Raw genomic sequence first — 24,222 nt, 5'->3', positions numbered from 1 at the left:
GTGTGTTGATAGTGCCAGTTTGTCGGCCTGGGGTGGGGCAAGTTGAATCCTAGACAGCAAAACGCCCCGGCATTGGAAAATGACGGGGCGTTTTGGGTGTCCTTCAGGGTCCCTTCACGAGCGGGCTCGCTCCCACAGTAGATTTGTGAGCTGCCTCAAATTTCTGCGGCGCTATCACTCCAATGTGGGAGCGAGCCTGCTCGCGAAGGCATCAACCGGGTCTCAAGCCGACTCGCGCACCATGTCCACATGCGGAATCCCTGCTTCCAGGAATTCCTCGCTGACCATGCGAAAGCCCAGGCGCTCATAGAACGCCGTGGCCTGTACCTGGGCGCTGAGCATCTGCTGCTTCAGGCCGCGTTTCTCGGCTTCGCCGATCACCGCCTGCATCAGTGCATCGCCGACCTTCAGACCGCGCCAGTCCTTGAGTACCGACACCCGGCCGACATGACCGTCAGGCAGCAGGCGTGCGGTACCAATCGGAAAATCGCCTTCGAGGGCAAGGAAATGCACGGCAGTCAGGTCGTCGGCATCCCATTCCAGTTCGGGTGGAACGGACTGCTCGGCGACGAACACCGCTTCACGAATGCGCCGGATCTCGGCGTTGTCCTTTTGCCAGTCTGCGACACGTACGTGAATCTTATTCATCGGCAAACCCCAGGCTTCCTTGCTTGACCAGTTCGCACAGCAGGCCGCGACCGTCTTCATCGCTCAGCCATTCGCCGAGGTTATCGCTGTGCAGGGCGTCGGCGGCGCAGATCATTTTCAGCAGCTCGCGCAGTTTGCCCGGCAGGTAACGGCTCTGGCCGCTGGCGAACAGCAGCAGGTCGTCATCGACTTCCGACCAGGCCAGACGTGCGCTCGGGTTGCGGATCAGCACCGCGCCTTGCTCCAGTGCGCCGAGAACGTCGTCTTCGGCGAGGTCTTCAGGGCCGACCACCAGTTCCGGATAGCGCGGCTCGGTCATGAACTGGCCGAACCAGGTCAGCAGCAGGCGCTCGTCGCTCATGTGCTCGGCCAGCAGGCTTTTCAGGCGATCGAGGGCGTCGTGTTGAATCTGGTGCGGGTCGGCGGCTGGCAGGGCGTCGGCGTCGGTATAGCGCTCTTCGTCCGGCAGGAACTGGCTGAGGAAGTCGGTGAAGTGAGTCAGTACTTCAGCGGCGCTCGGTGCGCGGAATCCCACGGAGTAGGTCAGGCAGTCGTCGACCGCGACGCCGCAGTGGGCCAGACGCGGTGGCAGGTACAGCATGTCGCCTGGTTCCAGCACCCATTCATCGGTCGTTTCGAAGTCGGCGAGGATGCGCAGGTCCGCGTGTTGCAACAGCGGGCTCTCGGAGTCGCACATCTGGCCGATTTTCCAGTTGCGCTTGCCATGGCCTTGCAGCAGGAACACGTCGTAGTTGTCGAAGTGCGGACCCACGCTGCCGCCCGGGGCAGCAAAGCTGATCATCACGTCGTCGATGCGCCAGCTCGGCAGGAAGCGGAAGTGCTCCAGCAATTCGCTGACTTCCGGTACGAATTGGTCAACGGCTTGCACCAGCAGGGTCCACTCGCGCTCCGGCAGTTTGCTGAACTCGTCCTCGGCAAACGGGCCGCGACGCAATTCCCACGGACGCTCGCCGTTCTCGATGATCAGGCGCGATTCGACTTCTTCTTCCAGCGCCAGGCCAGCCAGTTCGTCGGCGTCGATCGGGCTTTCGAAATCAGGAATCGCCTGGCGGATCAGCAGCGGTTTTTTCTGCCAGTAGTCGCGCAGGAATTCCCGTGCCGTGATGCCGCCCAGAAGTTGAAGAGGGATGTCAGGATTCATGTGTAACCTATTGAAAAAATGCACTTTTCATACGGGAATAAAAACGCCCGGCGCGGCCGGGCGTCTTAAAAGGGTCTAGCGGTCGATCAGATGCGTTTGGCTTGCGCTACAGCGTTGCCGATGTAGTTCGCCGGGGTGAGCAGTTTCAGCTCGGCCTTGGCGGCGGCGGGCATGTCCAGGCCGTCGATGAAAGTTTGCAGCGCCTCAGGGCTGATGCCCTTGCCGCGCGTCAGTTCCTTCAGTTTCTCGTACGGGTTCTCGATGTTGTAGCGGCGCATCACGGTCTGGATCGGCTCGGCCAGGACTTCCCAGCATGCATCCAGATCAGCGGCGATTTTCTCGGCGTTGAGCTCAAGCTTGCTGATGCCTTTGAGGCTCGCTTCGTACGCGATCACGCTGTGGGCGAAGCCGACGCCGAGGTTGCGCAGTACGGTGGAGTCGGTCAGGTCGCGCTGCCAGCGGGAAATCGGCAACTTGCTCGCCAGGTGCTGGAACAGTGCGTTGGCGATGCCCAGGTTGCCTTCGGAGTTTTCGAAGTCGATCGGGTTGACCTTGTGCGGCATGGTCGACGAACCGATTTCGCCAGCGATGGTGCGCTGTTTGAAATAGCCCAGGGAGATGTAGCCCCAGATGTCGCGGTCGAAGTCGATCAGGATGGTGTTGAAGCGTGCGATCGCGTCGAACAGCTCGGCAATGTAGTCGTGCGGTTCGATCTGCGTGGTGTACGGGTTGAAGCCCAGGCCCAGCTCGTCTTCGATGAAGGCGCGGGCGTTGGCTTCCCAGTCGATCTCGGGGTAGGCCGACAGGTGTGCGTTGTAGTTGCCGACGGCGCCGTTGATCTTGCCCAGCAGTGGAACGGCGGCGACCTGAGCGATCTGGCGCTCCAGGCGGTAAACCACGTTCGCCAACTCTTTGCCCAGGGTGGTCGGCGAAGCCGGTTGACCGTGGGTGCGCGACAGCATAGGCACGTCGGCGAAGCGGATGGCCAGTTCGCGGATGGCTTCGGCGGTCTGGCGCATCAGCGGCAGCATCACGTCATCACGGCCTTCACGCAGCATCAGGGCGTGGGACAGGTTGTTGATGTCCTCGCTGGTGCAGGCAAAGTGGATGAATTCGCTGACCTTGGCCAGTTCCGGCAGCTTGGCCGCCTGCTCTTTGAGCAGGTATTCGATGGCTTTTACGTCGTGGTTGGTGGTGCGCTCGATCTCTTTGACGCGCTCGGCGTGCTCCAGAGAGAAGTTTTCCGCCAGGGTGTTCAATACGGCGTTGGCTTCGGCGGAGAACGCCGGCACTTCGCTGATGGCAGGGTGAGCGGCCAGGCGCTGGAGCCAGCGCACTTCAACCAGGACGCGGGCACGGATCAGGCCGTACTCGCTGAAAATTGGGCGCAGGGCCTGGGTTTTGCCGGCGTAGCGGCCGTCAACAGGGGAAACCGCAGTGAGCGAAGAGAGCTGCATGGGGTGTTCTCGGACAGTCGGGCAACGAAATGGGGCGCGTATCATACATGAAAAAATCCGCGGGTCCGTTGCCAACTGACCAGCGTATTACGCGTTACAGACTACAAAACGGTGTTGCAGAGGCGCATCAGCTGCGCATCAGCGGGTAAAGCTCTTTGAGTAATTTGCGTCGGCTGACCACCAGTTGCCAGCGATGACCGCCCAACTGCCGCCACAGGCGTGCCGAACGAATGCCCGCCAGCAACAGGGCGCGGATTTTCGAGGCGTTGCTCGGTTGCTGCAGGTTGCGCATGTCGCCGTGGACCTGGATGCGCTGGCGCAGGGTGCTCAGGGTGTCCTGGTACAGCGCGCCACACGCGGCGATCACGTTTTCGTGCGCGGGGCCGAAGTGTTCGACCTGGGACTGGATCTGCGGCAGGCGTTTGCCAATCACGTCCAGCATGTCCCCGCGTTTGGCCAGTTGGCGCTCAAGGCCCAGCATGGCCAGCGCATAGCGCAGCGGCTCGCGCTGCAGGGCGCTCGGGTCGCGTTCGAGGGCGCCGATCAGGGCGCGATAACCTTCGCGCAGGTTGATGTCGTCGCCGCCGTACACTTCCAGGGTGTCCTTGGGGTCGCGGATCAACAGGCTGCCGAGCATGCAGCTCAGGCCGGCTTCGTTGGTCTGGCCGGTCTTGGCGATCTTGTCGACCAGCACGGCGGCGAGAAACACGCCTCCCAGCGCCGTCAGTTGCTCCTGGGTCGGGCTCATTGTTGCTGGCCTTTGCTTGTCCACGGTTCGGCCACTTCGATCACGCCACCACCGAGGCAGATCTCGCCGTCGTAAAAAACCACGGACTGGCCCGGAGTGACCGCGCGTTGCGGGTCATCGAAGGTTGCGCGATAGCCGGTGGCGGTCTTTTCCAGGGTGCAGGGCTGGTCGCTCTGGCGGTAGCGGACTTTGGCGGTCAGCTTGCGCGGCTGGCTCAGGTCGATCGGGTTGACCCAATAGATGTCGGAGGCGAGCAGGGCGCGGGAGAACAGCCACGGATGGTCGTTGCCCTGGCCGACGATCAGCTCGTTGTGCTCCAGATCCTTGATCAGCACGTACCATGGCTCTTCGCCAGCGTCTTTCAGGCCGCCGATGCCGAGGCCCTGGCGCTGGCCGATGGTGTGATACATCAAGCCGTGGTGACGGCCGATGACTTCGCCTTCGGTGGTCTTGATCTCGCCCGGCTGCGCGGGCAGGTATTGCTTGAGGAAATCGCTGAAGCGGCGTTCGCCGATGAAGCAGATCCCGGTGGAATCCTTTTTCTTCGCGGTCGCCAGTTCGTATTTCTCGGCAATTGCGCGCACCTGGGGTTTTTCCAGTTCGCCAACCGGGAACAGGGTCTTGGCGATCTGTTCACCGCCGACGGCATGCAGGAAGTAGCTCTGGTCCTTGTTCGGGTCCAGGCCCTTGAGCAGCTCGGTCCGGCCATCGATGTCGCGACGACGCACGTAGTGACCGGTGGCGATCAGGTCGGCGCCGAGCATCATGGCGTAGTCGAGGAACGCCTTGAACTTGATCTCGCGGTTGCACAGGATGTCCGGGTTCGGCGTGCGGCCGGCCTTGTATTCGGCCAGGAAGTGCTCGAACACGTTGTCCCAGTACTCGGCGGCGAAGTTGGCGGTGTGCAGCTTGATGCCAATTTTGTCGCACACGGCCTGGGCGTCCGCCAGGTCATCCATGGCGGTGCAGTATTCCGTTCCATCGTCTTCTTCCCAGTTCTTCATGAACAGGCCTTCCACCTCATAACCCTGCTCGATCAGCAGGAGGGCGGAAACGGAAGAGTCCACGCCGCCGGACATGCCGACAATGACGCGCTTCTTTTGTGTGTCAGAAGGGGCTGGATCACGCATAGGGATTCAATGAGTGTCTTGAAAAAGGACGCGATTCTAACAGGCTCGGGCCCGCAAGGCTAAAGAGAAGGACGGATCAATTCGAGGCCGAAGTGCTTGCCGTCCAGATAATCATCGATGCAGCGGATGATCAGCTCACTGCGCCAGTTTGCGCGCTGATGCAGCAATTCGTCACGGGTCAGCCACTTGGCGCCGACGATGCCGTCATCCAGCTGATAGTCGGGGTGGTGTTTCAGCGGTTTGGCGATGAAGCAGACCCGTTGGTAAGTGACGCCGTTGCTCGGGGCGGTGTAGAGGTAAATGCCCAGTACGCCGGTCGCTTCTACGTCCCAGCCGGTTTCCTCGAGGGTTTCGCGCACGGCGGCTTCGATCAGGGTTTCATCCGGGTCCAGATGCCCGGCGGGCTGATTGAGTACCGCGCGTCCGTGCTTGAGTTCTTCGACCATCAGGAAGCGGCCATTGTCTTCGACGATGGTGGCGACGGTGATGTGGGGTTGCCAGTCCATGGGGTTTCCTCAAGTTCAGGGGTGCAAAGTTTTCAATATGGAAACCGGCCCCTGTGGGAGCGAGCCTGCTCGCGAAAGCGGTGGGTCAGCCAGCATTGATGTCGAATGATAAACCGCATTCGCGAGCAGGCTCGCTCCCACAAGGGCCGGTTTCGGCAGATGTGCATAAACAGAAACCCCGGCACGGGGCCGGGGTTTCTTTGCATCACAACAACCTTACACCAGCGCAGCAATCGCCGCGTTGAGCGTGGCGCTCGGGCGCATGGCCTTGCTGATCAGTTCGGCATTGGCGTGGTAGTAACCGCCGATGTCCACTGGCTTGCCCTGAACGGCGTTGAGTTCGGCAACGATGGTTGCTTCGTTCTCGGTCAGGGTCTTGGCCAGGGTCGCGAACTGCGCTTGCAGTGCAGTGTCTTCGGTCTGGGCCGCCAAGGCTTGAGCCCAGTACAGCGCCAGGTAGAAGTGGCTGCCGCGGTTGTCGATGTTGCCGACTTTGCGCGATGGCGACTTGTTGTTGTCCAGGAACAGGCCGGTGGCCTGGTCCAGGGTCTTGGACAGTACCAGAGCTTTCGGGTTGTTGTAGTTCACACCCAGATGCTCAAGGGACGCGGCCAGGGCCAGGAACTCGCCCAGGGAATCCCAGCGCAGGAAGTTCTCTTCCAGCAGTTGCTGAACGTGCTTCGGAGCCGAACCGCCGGCGCCGGTTTCGAACAGGCCACCGCCGTTCATCAGCGGTACGATCGACAGCATCTTGGCGCTGGTGCCCAGTTCCATGATCGGGAACAGGTCGGTCAGGTAGTCGCGCAGTACGTTACCGGTCACCGAGATGGTGTCCTTGCCTTCGCGGGTGCGCTGCAGGGTGAACTTCATCGCATCGACCGGAGCCATGATCTGGATGTCCAGGCCGGCAGTGTCGTGATCCTTCAGGTAAGCCTGAACTTTCTCGATCACCACGCCGTCGTGGGCGCGCATCGGGTCCAGCCAGAAGATCGCAGGCGTGCTGCTGGCGCGGGCGCGGTTGACGGCCAGTTTGACCCAGTCCTGGATCGGCGCGTCTTTGGTCTGGCACATGCGGAAGATGTCGCCGGCTTCAACAGCCTGTTCCATCAGCAGGGTGCCTTTGCTGTCGGTCACGCGGACCACGCCGTTGGCCTTGATCTGGAAGGTCTTGTCGTGGGAACCGTACTCTTCGGCTTTTTTGGCCATCAGGCCAACGTTTGGCACGCTGCCCATCGTGGTTGGGTCGAAGGCGCCGTTTGCCTTGCAGTCTTCAATCACTGCCTGGTAGATGGTGGCGTAGCAACGATCCGGGATCACGGCCTTGGTGTCGTGCAGCTGGCCGTCGGTGCCCCACATTTTGCCGGAGTCACGGATCATGGCTGGCATCGAGGCGTCGACGATAACGTCGCTCGGCACGTGCAGGTTGGTGATGCCTTTGTCGGAGTTGACCATCGCCAGCGACGGACGAACGGCGTAGACCGCCTGGATGTCAGCTTCGATGGCAGCTTGTTGCTCGGCCGGCAGAGCCTTGATGCGAGCGTACAGGTCGCCGATGCCGTTGTTCAGGTTGAAGCCGATCTGTGCCAGCACGTCAGCGTGCTTGGCCAGTGCGTCTTTATAGAACTCGGCAACGATCTGGCCGAACATGATCGGGTCGGAGACCTTCATCATGGTGGCCTTGAGGTGAACCGACAGCAGCACGCCTTGTTGCTTGGCGCTTTCGATTTCAGCGGCAATGAACGCGCGCAGGGCGTTTTTGCTCATCACGGCGCAGTCGAGGATCTCGCCAGCCTGAACGCTGGTTTTTTCTTTCAGGACGGTGGTGGTGCCGTCTTGTGCGACCAGCTCGATCTTCACGGCGTCAGCGGCGTCGATCAGGGCGGCTTTTTCGCTGCCGTAGAAATCGCCGGTGCTCATGTGCGCAACGTGGGACTTGGAGTCCGCAGCCCAGGCGCCCATTTTGTGCGGGTGCTTGCGCGCGTAGTTCTTGACCGACAGCGGAGCGCGACGGTCGGAGTTGCCTTCACGCAGGACCGGGTTCACGGCGCTGCCCTTGACCTTGTCGTAACGGGACTTGGCTTCTTTGTCGGCGTCGCAGGTGACGGTTTCCGGGTAGTCCGGCAGGGCGTAGCCCTGGGCTTGCAGTTCTTTGATCGCGGCTTGCAGCTGCGGAACCGAGGCGCTGATGTTCGGCAGCTTGATGATGTTGGCTTCAGGCGTAACGGCCAGGTCGCCCAGTTCGGCGAGGTGGTCGGCTACGGCTTTGTCGCCCAGTTGCTCGGGGAAGCTGGCCAGGATGCGCCCTGCAAGAGAGATATCGCGGGTTTCAACGGCGATATCAGCCGAGGCGGTGAAGGCCTCTACGATAGGCAACAGTGAATAGGTGGCGAGGGCTGGGGCTTCGTCGGTGAAGGTATAGATGATCTTCGAGCGGGTGGGCATATTCGGATTAACTCTCTCTTCTTTGCTAAAGCGTGCGCAGAAACTCGAGGGGCGCCGGGTAAGCGCGTTCGTTCAAAGTCATCCATGAACCGAATGTCGAGATTTCTTCGCGGTGATGTTGGGTGCATCAGTAGAGCGTCAAGCAGTCGGGCTGCGGTAACAGTCCGGCTATGGGCGGAAAGTCTCGGCTACATTTGAGTAGCAAGGAGAGGTCGGCCGTCGTGACCCTGTGGTCAGCGGGCGGCATTATACATAGGTAGCTGGCAATCTGCCGATGGTTCATGTGAATCGATTCTCGTCCATTGGTCTAAAGGTCGCAGGGACGCGTGCAAAGATGTCGGCGGTGCAGGGTCGTTCGTCGTGCTTGAGTTTGGCACTTTTCCCTTTGCTTTCAGGCTTGTAGCTCAGCTGTTATGCGGCTTTGCGGCAGATCGATGGAACATAGGGTTTGCGCGCCGATTCAACTGGGTTACGCTCGAACCAAGCCAGATGTTCAATCCAATCAATGGAGTTCAGCATGGGTTACAAGAAGATTCAGGTTCCAGCCGTCGGCGAAAAAATCACCGTCAACGCCGACCATTCTCTCAATGTTCCTAATAATCCGATCATTCCATTCATTGAAGGCGACGGCATTGGCGTCGACGTCAGCCCCGTGATGATCAAAGTGGTTGATGCTGCCGTGGAAAAAGCCTACGGGGGTAAGCGCAAGATTTCCTGGATGGAAGTCTATGCCGGCGAGAAAGCCACCCAGGTCTACGACCAGGACACCTGGCTGCCCCAGGAAACACTGGATGCCGTGAAAGATTACGTCGTTTCCATCAAGGGTCCGCTGACCACGCCGGTCGGTGGCGGTATCCGCTCGCTCAACGTGGCACTGCGCCAGCAGCTTGACCTTTATGTGTGCCTGCGTCCGGTGGTGTGGTTCGAAGGCGTGCCGAGCCCGGTTAAAAAGCCTGGCGACGTCGACATGGTGATCTTCCGCGAGAACTCCGAAGACATCTATGCCGGTATCGAGTGGAAGGCCGGCTCGCCGGAAGCCACTAAAGTCATCAAGTTCCTGAAAGAAGAAATGGGCGTCACCAAGATCCGTTTCGACCAGGACTGCGGCATCGGCATCAAGCCGGTATCCAAGGAAGGCACCAAGCGTCTGGTGCGCAAGGCCCTGCAATACGTGGTGGACAACGACCGCAAGTCGCTGACCATCGTGCACAAGGGCAACATCATGAAGTTCACCGAAGGTGCCTTCAAGGACTGGGGCTATGAGGTGGCGAAGGAAGAATTCGGCGCCGAACTGCTCGATGGCGGTCCATGGATGAAGTTCAAGAACCCGAAAACCGGTCGCGAAGTCATCGTCAAGGATGCCATCGCCGACGCCATGCTCCAGCAGATCCTGCTGCGTCCGGCCGAATACGATGTGATCGCCACGCTGAACCTCAACGGTGACTACCTCTCCGATGCGCTGGCGGCGGAAGTGGGCGGTATCGGTATCGCGCCGGGCGCCAACCTGTCCGACACCGTCGCCATGTTCGAAGCCACCCATGGCACCGCGCCGAAGTATGCCGGCAAGGACCAGGTCAACCCGGGCTCGGTGATCCTCTCTGCGGAGATGATGTTGCGCCATCTGGGCTGGACCGAGGCGGCGGACCTGATCATCAAGGGCACCAATGGTGCGATCAAGGCCAAGACCGTGACCTATGACTTCGAGCGCCTGATGGAAGGCGCCAAGCTGGTTTCGTCTTCCGGCTTCGGTGATGAATTGATCAAGCACATGTAAGCAAGCGACAGGCGTACAAAAACCGCCCGATTCAAGTGATTGAGTCGGGCGGTTTTTTTATGACTGGATGACGGTGGTTGTTTAAACCGTCACGGTCTGTTGCGTGGCAGGTGTCGAGACTTTCGAAGCATCTACAGGAGCGCTGATGTTGACGGCCTGCAGGCCTTTGGGACCCTGGATTATTTCGAATTCGACAGCCTGGCCGGCCTTCAGGGTTTTATAACCATCCATTTGGATGGCCGAGTAGTGAGCAAACAAGTCTTCTGTCTTGCCGTCCTCATTGATGAAACCGTAACCCTTGGCGTTGTTGAACCATTTCACCTTGCCACTGACCTTGACGCCTGACATACCCAACTCCCTCTGCAACAGACTCCATCACTGGAGTATCATCCAGTTCATCCGCAGTCACTTCTTCGAAAAAAGTTGACTCCGCGGACCTTTTTTACCCACTGTGGGCTCTATTGGTTGTAACACCGTTTTGCCGATAGTCAAGGTGACCCGGCGCTCGGAGTTGAAATCGTTAATAGACGCCCCCACCACTGTATTTGCACAACTGACGAACCTTTCTTTCCATGCATGCAATCAGCCAGATTCGACTAACATTCAATCAGGATCGCCCTGATTTACACGACGACGATTCCGCAGGCATTGCTGTTCAGGAGGCTAAGCCTGCTTTACAGGCGCCGCCGATGTACAAGGTGGTTTTGTTCAATGATGACTACACACCGATGGATTTCGTCGTCGAAGTGCTCGAGGTGTTTTTTAACCTGAATCGCGAGCTGGCGACCAAGGTCATGCTGGCCGTCCATACAGAAGGACGGGCAGTATGTGGAGTGTTTACCCGCGACATCGCCGAGACCAAGGCCATGCAGGTCAACCAGTACGCCAGGGAAAGCCAGCATCCGCTACTCTGTGAAATCGAGAAGGACGGTTAATCGCCGGACACTTGGGTATGAGGTGAAGCTATGTTAAACCGCGAGCTCGAAGTCACCCTCAATCTTGCCTTCAAGGAGGCTCGTTCGAAGCGTCATGAATTCATGACCGTAGAACATCTCCTGCTGGCCCTATTGGACAATGAGGCTGCCGCCACCGTTTTGCGTGCGTGCGGTGCAAACCTCGACAAACTCAAGCATGACCTGCAGGAGTTCATCGACTCCACCACGCCATTGATCCCCGTGCATGACGAGGATCGTGAAACCCAGCCAACCCTGGGCTTCCAGCGTGTCCTGCAGCGTGCTGTGTTTCACGTACAGAGCTCGGGCAAACGCGAAGTGACTGGCGCCAACGTGCTGGTCGCGATCTTCAGTGAGCAAGAGAGTCAGGCGGTGTTCCTGCTGAAACAGCAGAGCGTTGCCCGTATCGATGTCGTCAACTACATCGCCCACGGTATTTCCAAGGTGCCGGGGCACGGTGACCACTCCGAGGGTGAGCAAGATATGCAGGACGACGAGGGCGGTGAGTCTTCTTCTTCAGGCAATCCTCTGGATGCATATGCCAGTAACCTCAACGAACTTGCGCGCCAGGGTCGTATCGATCCATTGGTAGGCCGCGAGCTGGAAGTCGAGCGTGTCGCGCAGATCCTGGCGCGTCGTCGCAAAAACAATCCGCTGCTGGTGGGCGAGGCGGGCGTGGGTAAAACCGCGATTGCCGAAGGCCTGGCCAAGCGCATTGTCGACAATCAGGTACCGGACCTGCTGGCCAACAGTGTCGTCTATTCCCTCGATCTGGGGGCACTGCTTGCAGGCACCAAATACCGCGGTGATTTCGAGAAGCGCTTCAAGGCGCTGCTCAATGAACTGAAAAAACGTCCGCAGGCGATTCTTTTCATCGACGAAATCCACACCATCATTGGTGCGGGTGCTGCGTCCGGTGGCGTCATGGACGCCTCGAACCTGCTCAAACCGCTGCTGTCGTCCGGTGACATCCGTTGCATTGGCTCGACCACCTTCCAGGAATTCCGCGGGATTTTCGAGAAGGATCGTGCCCTGGCGCGGCGTTTCCAGAAGGTCGATGTGTCGGAGCCTTCGGTGGAGGACACCATCGGTATCCTGCGTGGCTTGAAGGGGCGTTTCGAGACTCATCACAACATCGAATACAGCGATGAAGCCCTGCGTGCCGCTGCCGAACTGGCCTCGCGCTACATCAATGACCGGCACATGCCGGACAAGGCCATCGACGTCATCGACGAGGCGGGTGCCTTCCAGCGTCTGCAGCCGATCGAGAAGCGCGTAAAACGCATCGAGGTACCTCAGGTCGAGGACATCGTTGCGAAAATTGCGCGGATTCCACCAAAACACGTCACCAGCTCCGACAAAGAGCTGCTGCGTAACCTTGAGCGTGACCTGAAGCTGACGGTCTTCGGGCAGGATGCCGCGATCGACTCCCTGGCGACCGCGATCAAGCTGTCCCGTGCGGGCCTCAAGTCGCCTGACAAACCTGTCGGTTCCTTCCTGTTTGCCGGGCCTACCGGTGTCGGTAAAACCGAGGCGGCGCGTCAACTGGCCAAGGCGTTGGGTGTCGAGCTGATTCGATTCGACATGTCCGAGTACATGGAGCGCCACACCGTATCGCGTCTGATCGGTGCGCCTCCGGGCTATGTAGGGTTCGATCAGGGTGGTCTGTTGACCGAAGCCATCACCAAGCAACCCCATTGCGTGCTGTTGCTCGATGAGATCGAGAAGGCGCATCCGGAAGTCTTCAACCTGCTGCTGCAGGTCATGGACCACGGTACGCTGACCGATAACAACGGGCGCAAGGCGGACTTTCGTAACGTGATCGTCATCATGACGACCAACGCCGGTGCCGAAACCGCAGCGCGTGCGTCGATCGGCTTCACTCTGCAGGATCACTCTTCCGATGCGATGGAAGTGATCAAGAAGAGCTTCACGCCTGAATTCCGCAACCGTCTGGACACCATCATCCAGTTTGGTCGCCTCAGTCATGAGGTTATCAAGAGCGTGGTGGACAAGTTCCTTATCGAGCTTCAGGCGCAGCTGGAAGACAAGCGTGTACTGCTGGAAGTCACCGATGCGGCTCGCAGCTGGCTGGCGGCCGGTGGTTACGACGCGACGATGGGCGCTCGACCCATGGCTCGCCTGATCCAGGACAAGATCAAGCGTCCACTGGCGGAGGAAATTCTCTTTGGCGAACTGGCCGAACATGGCGGTGTGGTACACATCGACATCAAGGACGGCGAGCTGACCTTCGAGTTCGAGACCACGGCCGAAATGGCCTGACGTTATCGCAACAAAGCAAAAAGGCGCCTTCGGGCGCCTTTTTGCTGTGTGCCAGTTATGCGCTCCCACAGAGGATCTGTTTCTTTCTGAGATTATTGCAGGCAAACAAAAACGCCCGGCAAATGCCGGGCGTCTTGTATTGACTTGCTTAGCGAGCGGGCCCTGTCTCTGTGGGAGCGAGCTTGCTCTCGATGCTCGTCAACGATGATGCGGGGAGTCTGACTTGACGCGGTGCTCTCAGGTTTTTCGCGAGCAAGCTCGCTCCAGCCTTAGCGAGCGCGGTAAGTGATGCGCCCTTTGCTCAAGTCATAGGGCGTCAGCTCGACGCGCACTTTGTCGCCGGTAAGAATACGAATGTAGTTCTTGCGCATCTTGCCGGAGATATGCGCGGTTACGACGTGCCCATTTTCCAACTCCACGCGAAACATGGTGTTGGGCAGGGTGTCGACGACAGTGCCTTCCATTTCGAAGCTGTCTTCTTTCGACATGCAGTAAAGCCCTCGGTGTCCAGTGAATGGCCCGGTGCAACTGCGCCAGGCAAAAGCGGCGTGCATTGTGCCCGAAAAGTGGGGTTCAAGCCAAGGGGTTTAGGGTGTGAGCTAGTTCAGAACGACCCAGCGCTGGTTGACCAGCAGTTCAATGGGGCGATATTGGGTCTTGTAGCTCATTTTTTTGCAGTTTTTGATCCAGTAGCCCAGGTAGACCGCGTCCAGCCCCAGCCGGCGGGCCTCGGCGATTTGCCAGAGAATGGCGTAACGCCCCAGGCTGCGGCGTTCTTCCTCGGGTTCGTAGAAGGTGTAGACCGCCGATAGACCGTTCGGCAGAAGATCGGTCACCGCAATCGCCAGCAACCGACCGTCGAGGCGGAATTCGTAGAACCGTGAAAACGGCAGGTCGCGCACCAGGAAGGTCGAAAACTGATCGCGACTGGGTGGGTACATGTCGCCATCGGCATGCCGCTGTTCGATATAACGCTGGTAAAGGTCGAAATACTCTTCGCTGAATCCTGGCTTCGCCGGGCGAACCTGCAAGTCGGCGTTGCGTTTGAAAATGCGTTTCTGCTGACGATTGGGCGTGAATTGCACAACAGGGATGCGCGCCGGGACGCAGGCATTGCAGTTCTGGCAGTGGGGCCGATACAAGTGGTCGCCACTGCGACGAAAACCCATTTCCGACAGGTCTGCATAGACATGCACATCCATGGGCTGGCTAGGGTCTAGGAACAGGGTTGTCGCCTGCTCCTCAGGCAGATAGCTGCAAGAGTGGGGCTGAGTGGCATAAAACTTCAAGCGCGCCAACTCGGTCATGATCAACCCTCGGAATAAGCTTTTGATTAGGGGGCGTCTCTAAGTGTAAGCCACGCGAGCAAAAGACGCTCAGCAAACCCAGGTTGCGCGGCTGGGTTGATCCAGATACTGCGCAAGGTAGCCGGCAAACGCACTGCGGGGAATCGACCGGGCGCCCAGGCTGTGCAGGTGGTCGGTGGGCATCTGGCAGTCGATCAGCACAAAGCCCGAGTCTTTCAGATGTCGCACCAACATGGCAAAGCCATATTTGGAGGCATTGTCGGCGCGGCTGAACATGGACTCACCGAAAAACAACCGGCCCATGGCCAGGCCATACAGCCCGCCGACGAGCGTGCCCTGGTCCCAGACTTCCACCGAATGCGCGAACCCGCGACGGTGCAGTTCCAGGTAGGCGTCCTGCATGGCTTCGGTGATCCAGGTGCCGTCGGCGTATTCCCGTGGAGCGGCGCAGGCGCGGATGACGGCGGCAAAATCCTGGTCGAAGGTCACTTGATAGCGTTGTTGGCGCAACAACTTGTTCAGGCTTCGGGAAACGTGCAGTTCGTCGGGAAACAGTACGGTGCGCGGGTCCGGCGACCACCACAGAATCGGCTGGCCTTCCGAGAACCAGGGGAAGCAGCCGTGGCGGTAGGCCTGTATCAAGCGATCGGCAGACAGGTCGCCGCCAGCGGCCAGCAGGCCGTTGGGGTCGCGCATGGCTTTTTCCAGCGGCGGGAAAGTCAGGGAGTTGCGTTGTAACCAAGTCAGCATGGCGTCCGGGCTTGCAGAAGGGGAGGGCGGTAGCGGGCGCAAGGCCCGCCACCCAGTGTGCCGTTAAACGGCGGGAATGTCGTCGAGGTATTTTTCCGCATCCAGGGCTGCCATGCAGCCGGCTCCGGCGGAGGTCACCGCTTGGCGATAAACGTGGTCAGCCACGTCGCCGGCGGCAAATACGCCGTCGATGGCGGTTGCGGTGGCATTGCCCTCGCTGCCGCCCTTGATCAGCAGGTAACCATCGCGCATTTCCAGTTGGCCAATGAACAGGTCGGTATTGGGTTTGTGGCCGATGGCGATGAACACGCCGGCCACCGCCAGTTCCCTGGTTGCGCCGGTATGGCTGTCGCGCAGTCGCGCACCGGTCACGCCGCTGGCATCGCCCAGCACTTCATCCAGGTTCTGGTTCCAGTGCAGCCGGATATTGCCATTGGCGGCTTTTTCGAAGAGCTTGTCCTGAAGGATTTTCTCCGAGCGCAGCTTGTCGCGACGGTGGATCAGATGAACTTCTTTGGCGATATTCGACAGGTACAGCGCTTCTTCAACCGCGGTATTACCGCCGCCGACCACAGCGACTACCTGATTGCGATAGAAGAAACCATCGCAGGTCGCGCAGGCTGAAACTCCTTTGCCGGCAAATGTCTCTTCCGACGGCAGTCCCAGATATTGGGCCGAGGCACCGGTGGCGATGATCAGTGCGTCGCACGTATAAGTGCCGCTATCGCCCGTCAATTCGAACGGGCGTTGCTGCAACTTGGCTGTATGGATGTGGTCGTAAACAATCTGTGTAGCAAAGCGCTCAGCGTGTTTTTGCATGCGCTCCATGAGGACCGGGCCGGTGAGACCCTCAACGTCCCCTGGCCAGTTATCGACTTCGACAGTGGTGGTGAGCTGGCCACCTGCCTGTATGCCAGTGATGACGACGGGTTTGAGGTTGGCGCGGGCGGCATACACGGCTGCGCTGTAACCGGCAGGGCCGGAACCCAGGATGATCAGGCGGTGATGCTGCGCTTCGCTCATAAAAACACCTCATAAGCCTTTGTCACAAAAGAGAATGCATGCTCAAATTGAGTCGCATGTGATGTGCTTTTGACTATGCTACATCCAAGTGCCGCAAGCATGGCATCGGACGTACAAACCCGTACAATGCCCGGTTGTAACAGTGTTTGTAACAAAGTAAAGGGTGCGGCTCGTGTTTATAAAAACCGGGGCACAGTGTTAAAAGTAGACCCGGTTACGCTTGTTAACTTTTTTACCTGCCTGGATTGGGCAGTTTTTGGCAGTTTTATAGTCATTCAACAGATGGACGCGCCCATGGCGCAGGAAAAGAAGCGTTTTGAAGAAATCCACCGAAGCACCTAAAACTGTCGTTCCGCTCTGGCGCCAGCAATTGCACTACCGGCTCAAGGAAGGTGCATTGATCGCCATCGGCGCGTTGTGCCTGTTCCTGATGATGGCCTTGCTGACCTACGGCAAGGACGATCCGGGCTGGAGCCACAACAGCAAAATCGATGACGTGCAGAATTTCGGCGGGCCGGCAGGCTCCTACAGCGCTGATATCCTGTTCATGGTGCTGGGCTACTTCGCGTATATCTTCCCCTTATTGCTGGCGATCAAGGCATATCAGATCTTCCGCCAACGCCACGAGCCGTGGCAGTGGAGCGGCTGGCTGTTCTCCTGGCGCCTGATCGGCCTGGTGTTCCTGGTGCTGTCCGGCGCTGCGCTGGCGCATATCCATTTCCATGCCGCGACCGGTCTGCCGGCCGGCGCTGGCGGCGCGCTGGGCGAAAGCCTGGGCGATCTGGCGAAAAACGCGCTGAACATTCAAGGCAGCACACTGCTGTTCATCGCACTGTTCCTGTTCGGCCTGACGGTGTTCACCGACCTGTCTTGGTTCAAGGTGATGGACGTCACCGGCAAGATCACCCTCGACCTGTTCGAACTGTTCCAGGGCGCGGCCAATCGCTGGTGGGCCGCCCGTACCGAGCGCAAGCAGCTGGTCGCGCAATTGCGTGAAGTCGATGATCGGGTGCACGACGTGGTCGCGCCAACCGTCACTGACAAGCGTGAGCAGGCCAAGGTCAAGGAACGCCTGATCGAGCGTGAGCAGGCCCTGAGCAAGCACATGTCCGAGCGCGAGAAGCAGGTGCCGCCGGTCATTGCTCCGGCGCCGGTCAAGCCGGCAGCGCCAAGCAAGCGCGTGGAAAAAGAGAAGCAGGCGCCGCTGTTCGTTGACAGCGCGGTGGAAGGCACCTTGCCACCGATCTCGATTCTCGATCCGGCAGAAAAGAAACAACTCAATTACTCCCCGGAATCCCTGGCGGCAGTCGGTCATCTGCTGGAAATCAAGCTCAAGGAGTTCGGTGTCGAAGTCACTGTGGATTCGATCCATCCGGGTCCCGTGATTACCCGTTACGAAATCCAGCCGGCAGCCGGGGTCAAGGTCAGCCGTATCGCCAACCTTGCCAAGGACCTGGCGCGTTCCCTGGCCGTGACCAGTGTGCGGGTCGTGGAAGTGATTCCGGGCAAGACCACGGTCGGTATCGAGATTCCCAACGAAGACCGGCAGATCGTGCGTTTCTCCGAGGTGCTGTCGACCCCCGAGTACGACAACTTCAAGTCGCCGGTCACCCTGGCCCTGGGTCACGACATCGGCGGCAAGCCGGTCATCACCGACCTGGCGAAAATGCCCCACCTGCTGGTGGCCGGTACCACCGGTTCCGGTAAGTCGGTGGGTGTGAACGCAATGATCCTGTCGATCCTGTTCAAGTCCGGCCCGGATGACGCCAAGCTGATCATGATCGACCCGAAAATGCTGGAACTGTCGATCTACGAAGGCATTCCGCACCTGCTGTGCCCGGTGGTCACCGACATGAAGGACGCGGCCAATGCCTTGCGCTGGAGCGTTGCCGAAATGGAGCGGCGCTACAAGCTGATGGCGAAGATGGGCGTGCGAAACCTGTCGGGCTTCAACGCCAAGGTCAAGGAGGCCCAGGACGCTGGCGAGCCGTTGAGCGATCCGCTGTACAAGCGTGAAAGCATCCACGACGAAGCGCCGCTGTTGCAAAAGCTTCCGACCATTGTCGTGGTCGTCGACGAATTCGCCGACATGATGATGATTGTCGGCAAGAAGGTTGAAGAACTGATCGCCCGTATCGCCCAGAAGGCCCGGGCGGCCGGTATCCACTTGATCCTCGCGACCCAGCGGCCGTCGGTGGACGTGATCACCGGTCTGATCAAGGCCAACATCCCGACCCGTATGGCGTTCCAGGTATCGAGCAAGATCGACTCGCGCACCATCATCGACCAGGGTGGCGCCGAACAACTGTTGGGCCACGGTGACATGCTGTACATGCCGCCGGGCACCAGCCTGCCGATTCGCGTCCACGGTGCCTTCGTGTCCGACGATGAGGTTCACCGGGTGGTGGAAGCCTGGAAACTGCGCGGCGCGCCGGAGTATAACGACGACATTCTCAACGGTGTCGAGGAGGCCGGCAGTGGCTTTGAAGGCAGCAGCGGTGGCGGCGACGGTGACGATCCCGAAACCGACGCGCTGTACGACGAAGCGGTGCAGTTCGTCCTGGAAAGCCGTCGCGCATCGATTTCCGCGGTTCAGCGCAAGCTGAAAATCGGCTACAACCGCGCCGCACGCATGATCGAAGCCATGGAAATGGCCGGGGTCGTGACGGCCATGAACACCAACGGATCGCGTGAAGTGCTGGCCCCTGGCCCGGTGCGCGACTGACCTGAAATTGAACGGGCGGCGTCCTCGGGGCGCCACCCGCACTCCCATGAATGTTAAGAGGACTCCCATGCGTCTGATCCGCATGCTGTTGCTGCCGGTACTGGCTTTGACCACGCTCTCGGCCCATGCCGACGACAAGGACGTGGCGCGCCTGACTCAACTCCTGGAAAAATCCCAGACCCTGAGCGCACGTTTTTCCCAGTTGACCCTCGATGGCACTGGCACTCAATTGCAGGAAACCGCCGGTCAGATGTCGCTGCAACGTCCTGGCCTGTTCTACTGGCACACCGATGCGCCGCAAGAACAGCTGATGGTTTCCGATGGCAAGAAAGTCTCGCTGTGGGACCCTGACCTGGAGCAGGTCACCATCAAGAACCTCGATCAACGCCTGACCCAGACGCCAGCGCTGCTGTTGTCCGGTGACGTGTCCAAGATCAGTCAGAGCTTCGATATCAGTGCCAAGGAAGCTGGCGGCGTGATCGATTTCACCCTTAAGCCGAAAACCAAGGACACCCTGTTCGACAGCCTGCGCCTGTCGTTCCGCAATGGCCTGGTCAATGATATGCAGCTGATCGACAGCGTCGGCCAGCGCACCAATATCCTGTTCACCGGTGTGAAGGCCAACGAGCCGATCCCGGCGTCCAAGTTCAAGTTCGACATCCCCAAGGGTGCCGATGTGATCCAGGAATAAAAACACTGTGGGAGCGAGCCTGCTCGCGAAGACGTCGGTACATTCAGCAATGATGTGGCTGATACACCGCTTTCGCGAGCAAGCCCGCTCCCACAGGGATCTGATACACATCAGGACCAGTGAGGTTTCATAAGTTGTGATGGACCTGTTTCGCAGCGCCCCGATCTCCCAGCCCCTGGCCGCCCGTTTGCGCGCGGCCAATCTGGATGAGTACGTCGGTCAGGAACACGTGCTCGCTCGTGGCAAGCCTTTGCGCGAAGCCCTGGAGCAGGGTGCCCTGCATTCGATGATTTTCTGGGGGCCGCCGGGGGTGGGCAAGACGACGCTGGCGAAGTTGCTGGCGGAAGTGTCCGACGCGCACTTCGAAACGGTGTCGGCCGTGCTGGCGGGGGTCAAGGAAATCCGCCAGGCGGTGGAGATTGCAAAACAGCAGGCCGCGCAGTACGGCCGGCGCACGATTTTGTTTGTCGACGAAGTGCACCGTTTCAACAAGTCCCAACAGGATGCCTTCCTGCCCTACGTCGAAGACGGCACGCTGATTTTCATCGGTGCGACCACCGAGAACCCGTCCTTCGAACTCAACAACGCCTTGTTGTCCCGTGCCCGGGTTTACGTGCTCAAAAGCCTCGACGAGGCGGCACTGCGCAAGCTGGTGCATCGCGCGCTGACCGAAGAGCGTGGCCTGGGCAAGCGCAACCTGACCCTAAGCGACGAAGGCTTCCAGATGCTGCTGTCGGCCGCCGATGGCGACGGTCGGCGTCTGCTCAATCTGCTGGAAAACGCCTCGGACCTGGCCGAAGACAACAGCGAAATCGGCGTCGATCTGTTGCAAAGCCTGCTGGGCGATACCCGACGGCGTTTCGACAAGGGTGGCGAAGCCTTCTACGACCAGATTTCCGCGCTGCACAAATCGGTGCGCGGCTCCAACCCCGACGGTGCGCTGTACTGGTTCGCGCGCATGATCGACGGCGGCTGCGACCCGCTGTACCTGGCCCGACGCGTGGTGCGCATGGCCAGCGAAGACATCGGCAATGCCGATCCCCGTGCACTGAGCCTGTGCCTGGCGGCGTGGGAAGTGCAGGAGCGCCTCGGCAGTCCCGAAGGCGAGCTGGCGGTGGCCCAAGCCATCACCTATCTGGCCTGCGCGCCGAAAAGCAACGCCGTGTATATGGGCTTCAAGACGGCCCTGCGCGCTGCCGCCGAACATGGCTCGCTGGAAGTACCGCTGCACCTGCGCAACGCGCCGACCAAGCTGATGAAGCAACTGGGTTACGGCGACGAATACCGTTACGCCCACGACGAGCCCGACGCCTATGCCGCCGGTGAAGACTACTTCCCGGAAGAACTTGACCCCATTCCGTTCTATCAACCGGTGCCCCGTGGCCTGGAGCTGAAGATCGGCGAAAAACTCAATCACCTGGCGCAACTCGATCGTTTAAGCCCCCGGCAGCGGAGAAAATAGTGATTCAGACGATTCTTGCGGTGTCCGTAGCTGGCATCGCTGGTACATTACTGCGTTTCGCCACCGGCAACTGGGTCAGCGCCAATTGGCCCCGGCATTTTTATACGGCTACTCTGGCTGTCAATCTGGTGGGCTGTCTGATCATCGGCGTGCTGTACGGGCTGTTTCTGACGCGCCCGGAAATACCGATCGAAATTCGCGCCGGCCTGATTGTGGGTTTTGTAGGGGGTCTGACGACCTTTTCATCTTTTTCACTGGATACGCTGCGCCTGCTGGAAAGCGGGCAGGCGCCGATAGCCTTCGGTTATCTGGCCATCAGCGTATTCGGCGGGCTGCTCGCCACCTGGGCTGGCCTGTCCTTGACCAAACTTTGATAACGAGAGACCGACATGCTCGATTCCAAACTGTTACGTAGCAACCTTCAGGACGTAGCGGACCGCCTGGCATCCCGTGGCTTTGCCCTGGATGTTGCGCGCATCGAAGCGCTGGAAGAACAGCGCAAGACCGTCCAGACCCGCACCGAAGCACTGCAGGCTGAACGAAATGCGCGTTCCAAATCCATCGGTCAGGCCAAGCAGCGCGGCGAAGACATTGCACCGTTGATGGCGGACGTCGAGCGCATGGCCGGCGAATTGGCGACCGGCAAAACCGAACTGGACGCGATCCAGACCGAGCTGGACTCGATCCTGCTGGGCATTCCCAACCTGCCGCACGAATCGGTGCCGATTGGCGACGACGAAGACGGCAACGTCGAAGTGCGCCGTTGGGGCACGCCGACCGCCTTTGATTTCCCGGTTCAGGACCACGTCGCCCTGGGCGAGAAGTTCGGCTGGCTGGACTTCGAAACCGCCGCCAAGCTGTCCGGTGCGCGTTTCGCGCTGCTGCGCGGTCCGATCGCCCGTCTGCACCGCGCCCTGGCGCAGTTCATGATCAATCTGCACGTCACCGAGCACGGCTATGAAGAGGCCTACACGCCTTATCTGGTCCAGGCCCCGGCGCTGCAAGGCACCGGCCAGCTGCCGAAGTTCGAAGAGGATCTGTTCAAGATTGCTCGTGAAGGTGAAGCCGATTTCTATCTGATCCCGACTGCTGAAGTGTCGCTGACCAACATCGTCGCCGGCGAAATCGTCGATTCCAAACTGCTGCCGATCAAGTTCGTCGCTCATACCCCGTGCTTCCGCAGTGAGGCTGGTGCGTCGGGTCGCGATACCCGCGGCATGATTCGCCAGCACCAGTTCGACAAGGTCGAGATGGTGCAGATCGTCGACCCGTCGACTTCGATGGAAGCGCTGGAAGGCCTGACCGCCAACGCCGAGAAAGTCCTGCAACTGCTGGAACTGCCATACCGCACCATCGCGCTGTGCACTGGCGACATGGGCTTCAGCGCCGTCAAGACTTACGACCTGGAAGTGTGGATTCCGAGCCAGGACAAGTACCGTGAAATTTCGTCGTGCTCCAACTGCGGCGACTTCCAGGCCCGCCGCATGCAGGCGCGTTTCCGCAACCCGGAAACCGGCAAGCCGGAACTGGTCCACACCTTGAACGGTTCCGGCCTGGCGGTCGGTCGTACCCTGGTGGCGGTGCTGGAAAACTACCAGCAGGCCGACGGTTCGATCCGTGTACCAGAGGTATTGAAGCCGTACATGGGTGGCCTCGAGGTCATCGGCTAAATGAAATATCTGCCGCTGTTCCATAACCTGCGCGGCAGTCGTGTGTTGGTCGTCGGTGGGGGGGAAATTGCCTTGCGCAAATCCCGCCTGCTGGCCGATGCCGGTGCGCTGCTGCGGGTGGTCGCACCTGAAATCGAACCGCAATTGCGCGAACTGGTTGCCGCCAGCGGTGGCGAGTGCGTGTTGCGTGGCTATGTCGAAGCGGATCTGGACGGTTGCGGGCTGATCATTGCCGCCACCGATGACGAGTCGCTGAACGCACAAGTGTCCGCCGATGCCCATCGGCGTTGTGTGCCGGTCAACGTGGTCGACGCGCCCGCCCTGTGCAGCGTGATTTTCCCGGCCATCGTCGACCGCTCGCCCTTGATCATCGCCGTGTCCAGCGGCGGCGACGCGCCGGTGCTGGCGCGCTTGATCCGCGCCAAGATCGAAACCTGGATTCCTTCCACCTACGGTCAACTGGCCGGGCTGGCGGCGCGTTTCCGCAACCAGGTGAAAAACCTGTTCCCGGATGTGCAGCAACGTCGTGCGTTCTGGGAAGACGTTTTCCAGGGGCCGATCGCCGATCGGCAATTGGCCGGGCAGGGCGCCGAAGCCGAGCGTCTGCTGCAAGCAAAAGTGGATGGCGAAGCACCGGTCGCGACCGGTGAGGTGTATCTGGTGGGCGCCGGTCCCGGTGATCCGGACCTGCTGACCTTCCGCGCCTTGCGCCTGATGCAACAAGCCGACGTGGTGCTCTATGACCGCTTGGTGGCGCCGGCCATTCTCGAGTTGTGCCGTCGTGATGCCGAGCGGGTGTATGTCGGCAAGCGTCGCGCCGATCACGCCGTGCCGCAGGATCAGATCAACCAGCAACTGGTGGACCTGGCCAAGCAAGGCAAGCGTGTGGTGCGGTTGAAGGGGGGCGATCCGTTCATTTTCGGTCGTGGCGGCGAAGAGATCGAGGAGCTGGCGGCCCATGGCATCCCGTTCCAGGTGGTACCGGGTATCACCGCGGCCAGCGGTTGTGCGGCCTATGCCGGGATCCCGCTGACCCACCGCGATTACGCGCAGTCGGTGCGCTTTGTCACCGGTCACCTCAAGGACGGTTCCACCGATCTGCCGTGGGCCGACCTGGTCGCGCCGGCGCAAACCCTGGTGTTCTACATGGGGCTGGTGGGCTTGCCGATCATCTGCGAACAGCTGATCAAGCATGGTCGCGGCGCGGATACCCCGGCGGCGTTGATCCAGCAGGGCACCACGGTCAATCAGCGGGTGTTTACCGGCACCCTGGCCGACCTGCCACGGCTGGTGGCGGAGCATGAAGTGCATGCGCCGACGCTGGTGATCGTGGGTGAGGTGGTGCAGCTGCGCGAGAAACTGGCGTGGTTTGAAGGGGCTCAGGGGCAGGTCTAGAGACCGAGTCGCTCCCTTCGCGAGCAGGCTCGCTCCCACAATGAATTTGTGTCGTTCACAAATCCCCTGTGGGAGCGAGCCTGCTCGCGAAGAGTC

At 60.0% G+C, this 24,222-nt stretch carries 22 protein-coding genes; 10 read left to right on the top strand and 12 right to left on the bottom strand.

Translation table 11 applies throughout. The features are described 5' to 3' along the window. Positions 1 to 222 precede the first annotated feature (222 nt). From HNQ83_RS18160 to HNQ83_RS18130, 7 genes are all read right to left on the bottom strand, one after another. Positions 223 to 648 carry a GNAT family N-acetyltransferase gene (locus tag HNQ83_RS18160; protein WP_175390210.1) on the bottom strand — a complete coding sequence of 142 codons (426 nt, stop codon included), beginning with the start codon at positions 646 to 648 and terminating at the stop codon, positions 223 to 225. Continuing rightward, positions 641 to 1,810, bottom strand: coding sequence for a cupin domain-containing protein (locus tag HNQ83_RS18155; RefSeq protein ID WP_175390209.1), 1,170 nt, complete (start codon positions 1,808 to 1,810; stop codon positions 641 to 643). Before HNQ83_RS18155 ends, HNQ83_RS18160 begins: the two co-directional genes overlap by 8 nt. Before the next feature lie 86 nt (positions 1,811 to 1,896). After that, positions 1,897 to 3,267, bottom strand: coding sequence for an adenylosuccinate lyase (purB, locus tag HNQ83_RS18150; RefSeq protein WP_175390208.1), 1,371 nt, complete (start codon positions 3,265 to 3,267; stop codon positions 1,897 to 1,899). A gap of 127 nt (positions 3,268 to 3,394) precedes the next feature. Next, positions 3,395 to 4,015 carry a high frequency lysogenization protein HflD gene (gene hflD / locus HNQ83_RS18145; RefSeq protein ID WP_175390207.1) on the bottom strand — a complete coding sequence of 207 codons (621 nt, stop codon included), beginning with the start codon at positions 4,013 to 4,015 and terminating at the stop codon, positions 3,395 to 3,397. Beyond that, the gene (gene mnmA, locus HNQ83_RS18140) at positions 4,012 to 5,145 is read right to left on the bottom strand and encodes a tRNA 2-thiouridine(34) synthase MnmA (RefSeq protein WP_175390206.1); all 1,134 of its coding nucleotides are present in this window, start codon (positions 5,143 to 5,145) and stop codon (positions 4,012 to 4,014) included. The genes hflD and mnmA overlap by 4 nt, the downstream gene beginning before the upstream one ends. 59 nt (positions 5,146 to 5,204) lie before the next feature. Further along, the gene (locus HNQ83_RS18135; protein ID WP_175390205.1) at positions 5,205 to 5,651 is read right to left on the bottom strand and encodes an NUDIX hydrolase; all 447 of its coding nucleotides are present in this window, start codon (positions 5,649 to 5,651) and stop codon (positions 5,205 to 5,207) included. 216 nt (positions 5,652 to 5,867) lie between these two features. Further along, a complete protein-coding gene (locus HNQ83_RS18130) occupies positions 5,868 to 8,093 on the bottom strand; it encodes an NADP-dependent isocitrate dehydrogenase (protein ID WP_175390204.1) in 2,226 nt (741 codons plus the stop codon). 517 nt (positions 8,094 to 8,610) lie between these two features. Here HNQ83_RS18130 and icd point away from each other — a divergent pair. Then, the gene (icd, locus tag HNQ83_RS18125; RefSeq protein WP_175390203.1) at positions 8,611 to 9,867 is read left to right on the top strand and encodes an NADP-dependent isocitrate dehydrogenase; all 1,257 of its coding nucleotides are present in this window, start codon (positions 8,611 to 8,613) and stop codon (positions 9,865 to 9,867) included. Positions 9,868 to 9,948: 81 nt separating this feature from the next. Here the strand turns inward: icd and cspD are convergent, their stop codons facing one another. Next, the gene (gene cspD / locus HNQ83_RS18120) at positions 9,949 to 10,215 is read right to left on the bottom strand and encodes a cold shock domain-containing protein CspD (protein ID WP_175390202.1); all 267 of its coding nucleotides are present in this window, start codon (positions 10,213 to 10,215) and stop codon (positions 9,949 to 9,951) included. 224 nt (positions 10,216 to 10,439) lie between these two features. Between cspD and clpS the strand changes: the two genes are divergently transcribed. Together clpS and clpA are read left to right on the top strand one after the other, a co-directional pair. After that, the gene (gene clpS / locus HNQ83_RS18115; RefSeq protein WP_015094394.1) at positions 10,440 to 10,802 is read left to right on the top strand and encodes an ATP-dependent Clp protease adapter ClpS; all 363 of its coding nucleotides are present in this window, start codon (positions 10,440 to 10,442) and stop codon (positions 10,800 to 10,802) included. A 30-nt stretch (positions 10,803 to 10,832) separates the two neighbouring features. After that, the gene (gene clpA / locus HNQ83_RS18110) at positions 10,833 to 13,103 is read left to right on the top strand and encodes an ATP-dependent Clp protease ATP-binding subunit ClpA (RefSeq protein ID WP_175390201.1); all 2,271 of its coding nucleotides are present in this window, start codon (positions 10,833 to 10,835) and stop codon (positions 13,101 to 13,103) included. A gap of 269 nt (positions 13,104 to 13,372) precedes the next feature. On the opposite strand, the gene infA is transcribed toward clpA, so the two are convergent. The 4 genes from infA to trxB form a co-directional block, all read right to left on the bottom strand. Continuing rightward, a complete protein-coding gene (infA, locus tag HNQ83_RS18105) occupies positions 13,373 to 13,591 on the bottom strand; it encodes a translation initiation factor IF-1 (protein ID WP_002553999.1) in 219 nt (72 codons plus the stop codon). A gap of 111 nt (positions 13,592 to 13,702) precedes the next feature. Next, on the bottom strand, positions 13,703 to 14,410 hold the full coding sequence (locus HNQ83_RS18100; protein ID WP_175390200.1) for an arginyltransferase: 708 nt from the start codon (positions 14,408 to 14,410) through the stop codon (positions 13,703 to 13,705). Positions 14,411 to 14,479: 69 nt separating this feature from the next. Further along, positions 14,480 to 15,160: a leucyl/phenylalanyl-tRNA--protein transferase gene (gene aat / locus HNQ83_RS18095; protein ID WP_175390199.1), complete on the bottom strand. Its 681-nt coding sequence runs from the start codon at positions 15,158 to 15,160 to the stop codon at positions 14,480 to 14,482. A gap of 63 nt (positions 15,161 to 15,223) precedes the next feature. Next, positions 15,224 to 16,183 carry a thioredoxin-disulfide reductase gene (trxB, locus tag HNQ83_RS18090; protein WP_175390198.1) on the bottom strand — a complete coding sequence of 320 codons (960 nt, stop codon included), beginning with the start codon at positions 16,181 to 16,183 and terminating at the stop codon, positions 15,224 to 15,226. A 99-nt stretch (positions 16,184 to 16,282) separates the two neighbouring features. On the opposite strand from trxB, the gene HNQ83_RS18085 reads away from it, so the two are divergent. The 7 genes from HNQ83_RS18085 (at position 16,283) to cysG (ending at position 24,126) form a co-directional block, all read left to right on the top strand. Continuing rightward, positions 16,283 to 16,525: a hypothetical protein gene (locus HNQ83_RS18085; RefSeq protein ID WP_175390197.1), complete on the top strand. Its 243-nt coding sequence runs from the start codon at positions 16,283 to 16,285 to the stop codon at positions 16,523 to 16,525. Then, positions 16,500 to 18,908: a DNA translocase FtsK gene (locus tag HNQ83_RS18080; RefSeq protein WP_175390196.1), complete on the top strand. Its 2,409-nt coding sequence runs from the start codon at positions 16,500 to 16,502 to the stop codon at positions 18,906 to 18,908. The genes HNQ83_RS18085 and HNQ83_RS18080 overlap by 26 nt, the downstream gene beginning before the upstream one ends. Before the next feature lie 67 nt (positions 18,909 to 18,975). Beyond that, entirely contained in the window at positions 18,976 to 19,599 is a 624-nt protein-coding gene (gene lolA / locus HNQ83_RS18075; protein WP_150768471.1) for an outer membrane lipoprotein chaperone LolA, read from the top strand. A gap of 139 nt (positions 19,600 to 19,738) precedes the next feature. Next, on the top strand, positions 19,739 to 21,061 hold the full coding sequence (locus tag HNQ83_RS18070; protein WP_175390195.1) for a replication-associated recombination protein A: 1,323 nt from the start codon (positions 19,739 to 19,741) through the stop codon (positions 21,059 to 21,061). Further along, a complete protein-coding gene (crcB, locus tag HNQ83_RS18065; protein ID WP_175390194.1) occupies positions 21,061 to 21,435 on the top strand; it encodes a fluoride efflux transporter CrcB in 375 nt (124 codons plus the stop codon). Before HNQ83_RS18070 ends, crcB begins: the two co-directional genes overlap by 1 nt. A gap of 15 nt (positions 21,436 to 21,450) precedes the next feature. After that, positions 21,451 to 22,731: a serine--tRNA ligase gene (gene serS / locus HNQ83_RS18060; RefSeq protein WP_175390193.1), complete on the top strand. Its 1,281-nt coding sequence runs from the start codon at positions 21,451 to 21,453 to the stop codon at positions 22,729 to 22,731. Further along, positions 22,732 to 24,126, top strand: a complete 1,395-nt coding sequence (gene cysG / locus HNQ83_RS18055; protein WP_175390192.1) for a siroheme synthase CysG — start codon at positions 22,732 to 22,734, stop codon at positions 24,124 to 24,126. The last annotated feature ends 96 nt before the right edge of the window (positions 24,127 to 24,222 follow it).

This window comes from Pseudomonas sp. C2B4, from assembly GCF_013359695.1.
Taxonomy (GTDB): domain Bacteria; phylum Pseudomonadota; class Gammaproteobacteria; order Pseudomonadales; family Pseudomonadaceae; genus Aquipseudomonas.
Note: the sequence above shows the minus strand (reverse complement) of the source record. Positions and strands in the feature narration are given on the sequence as shown.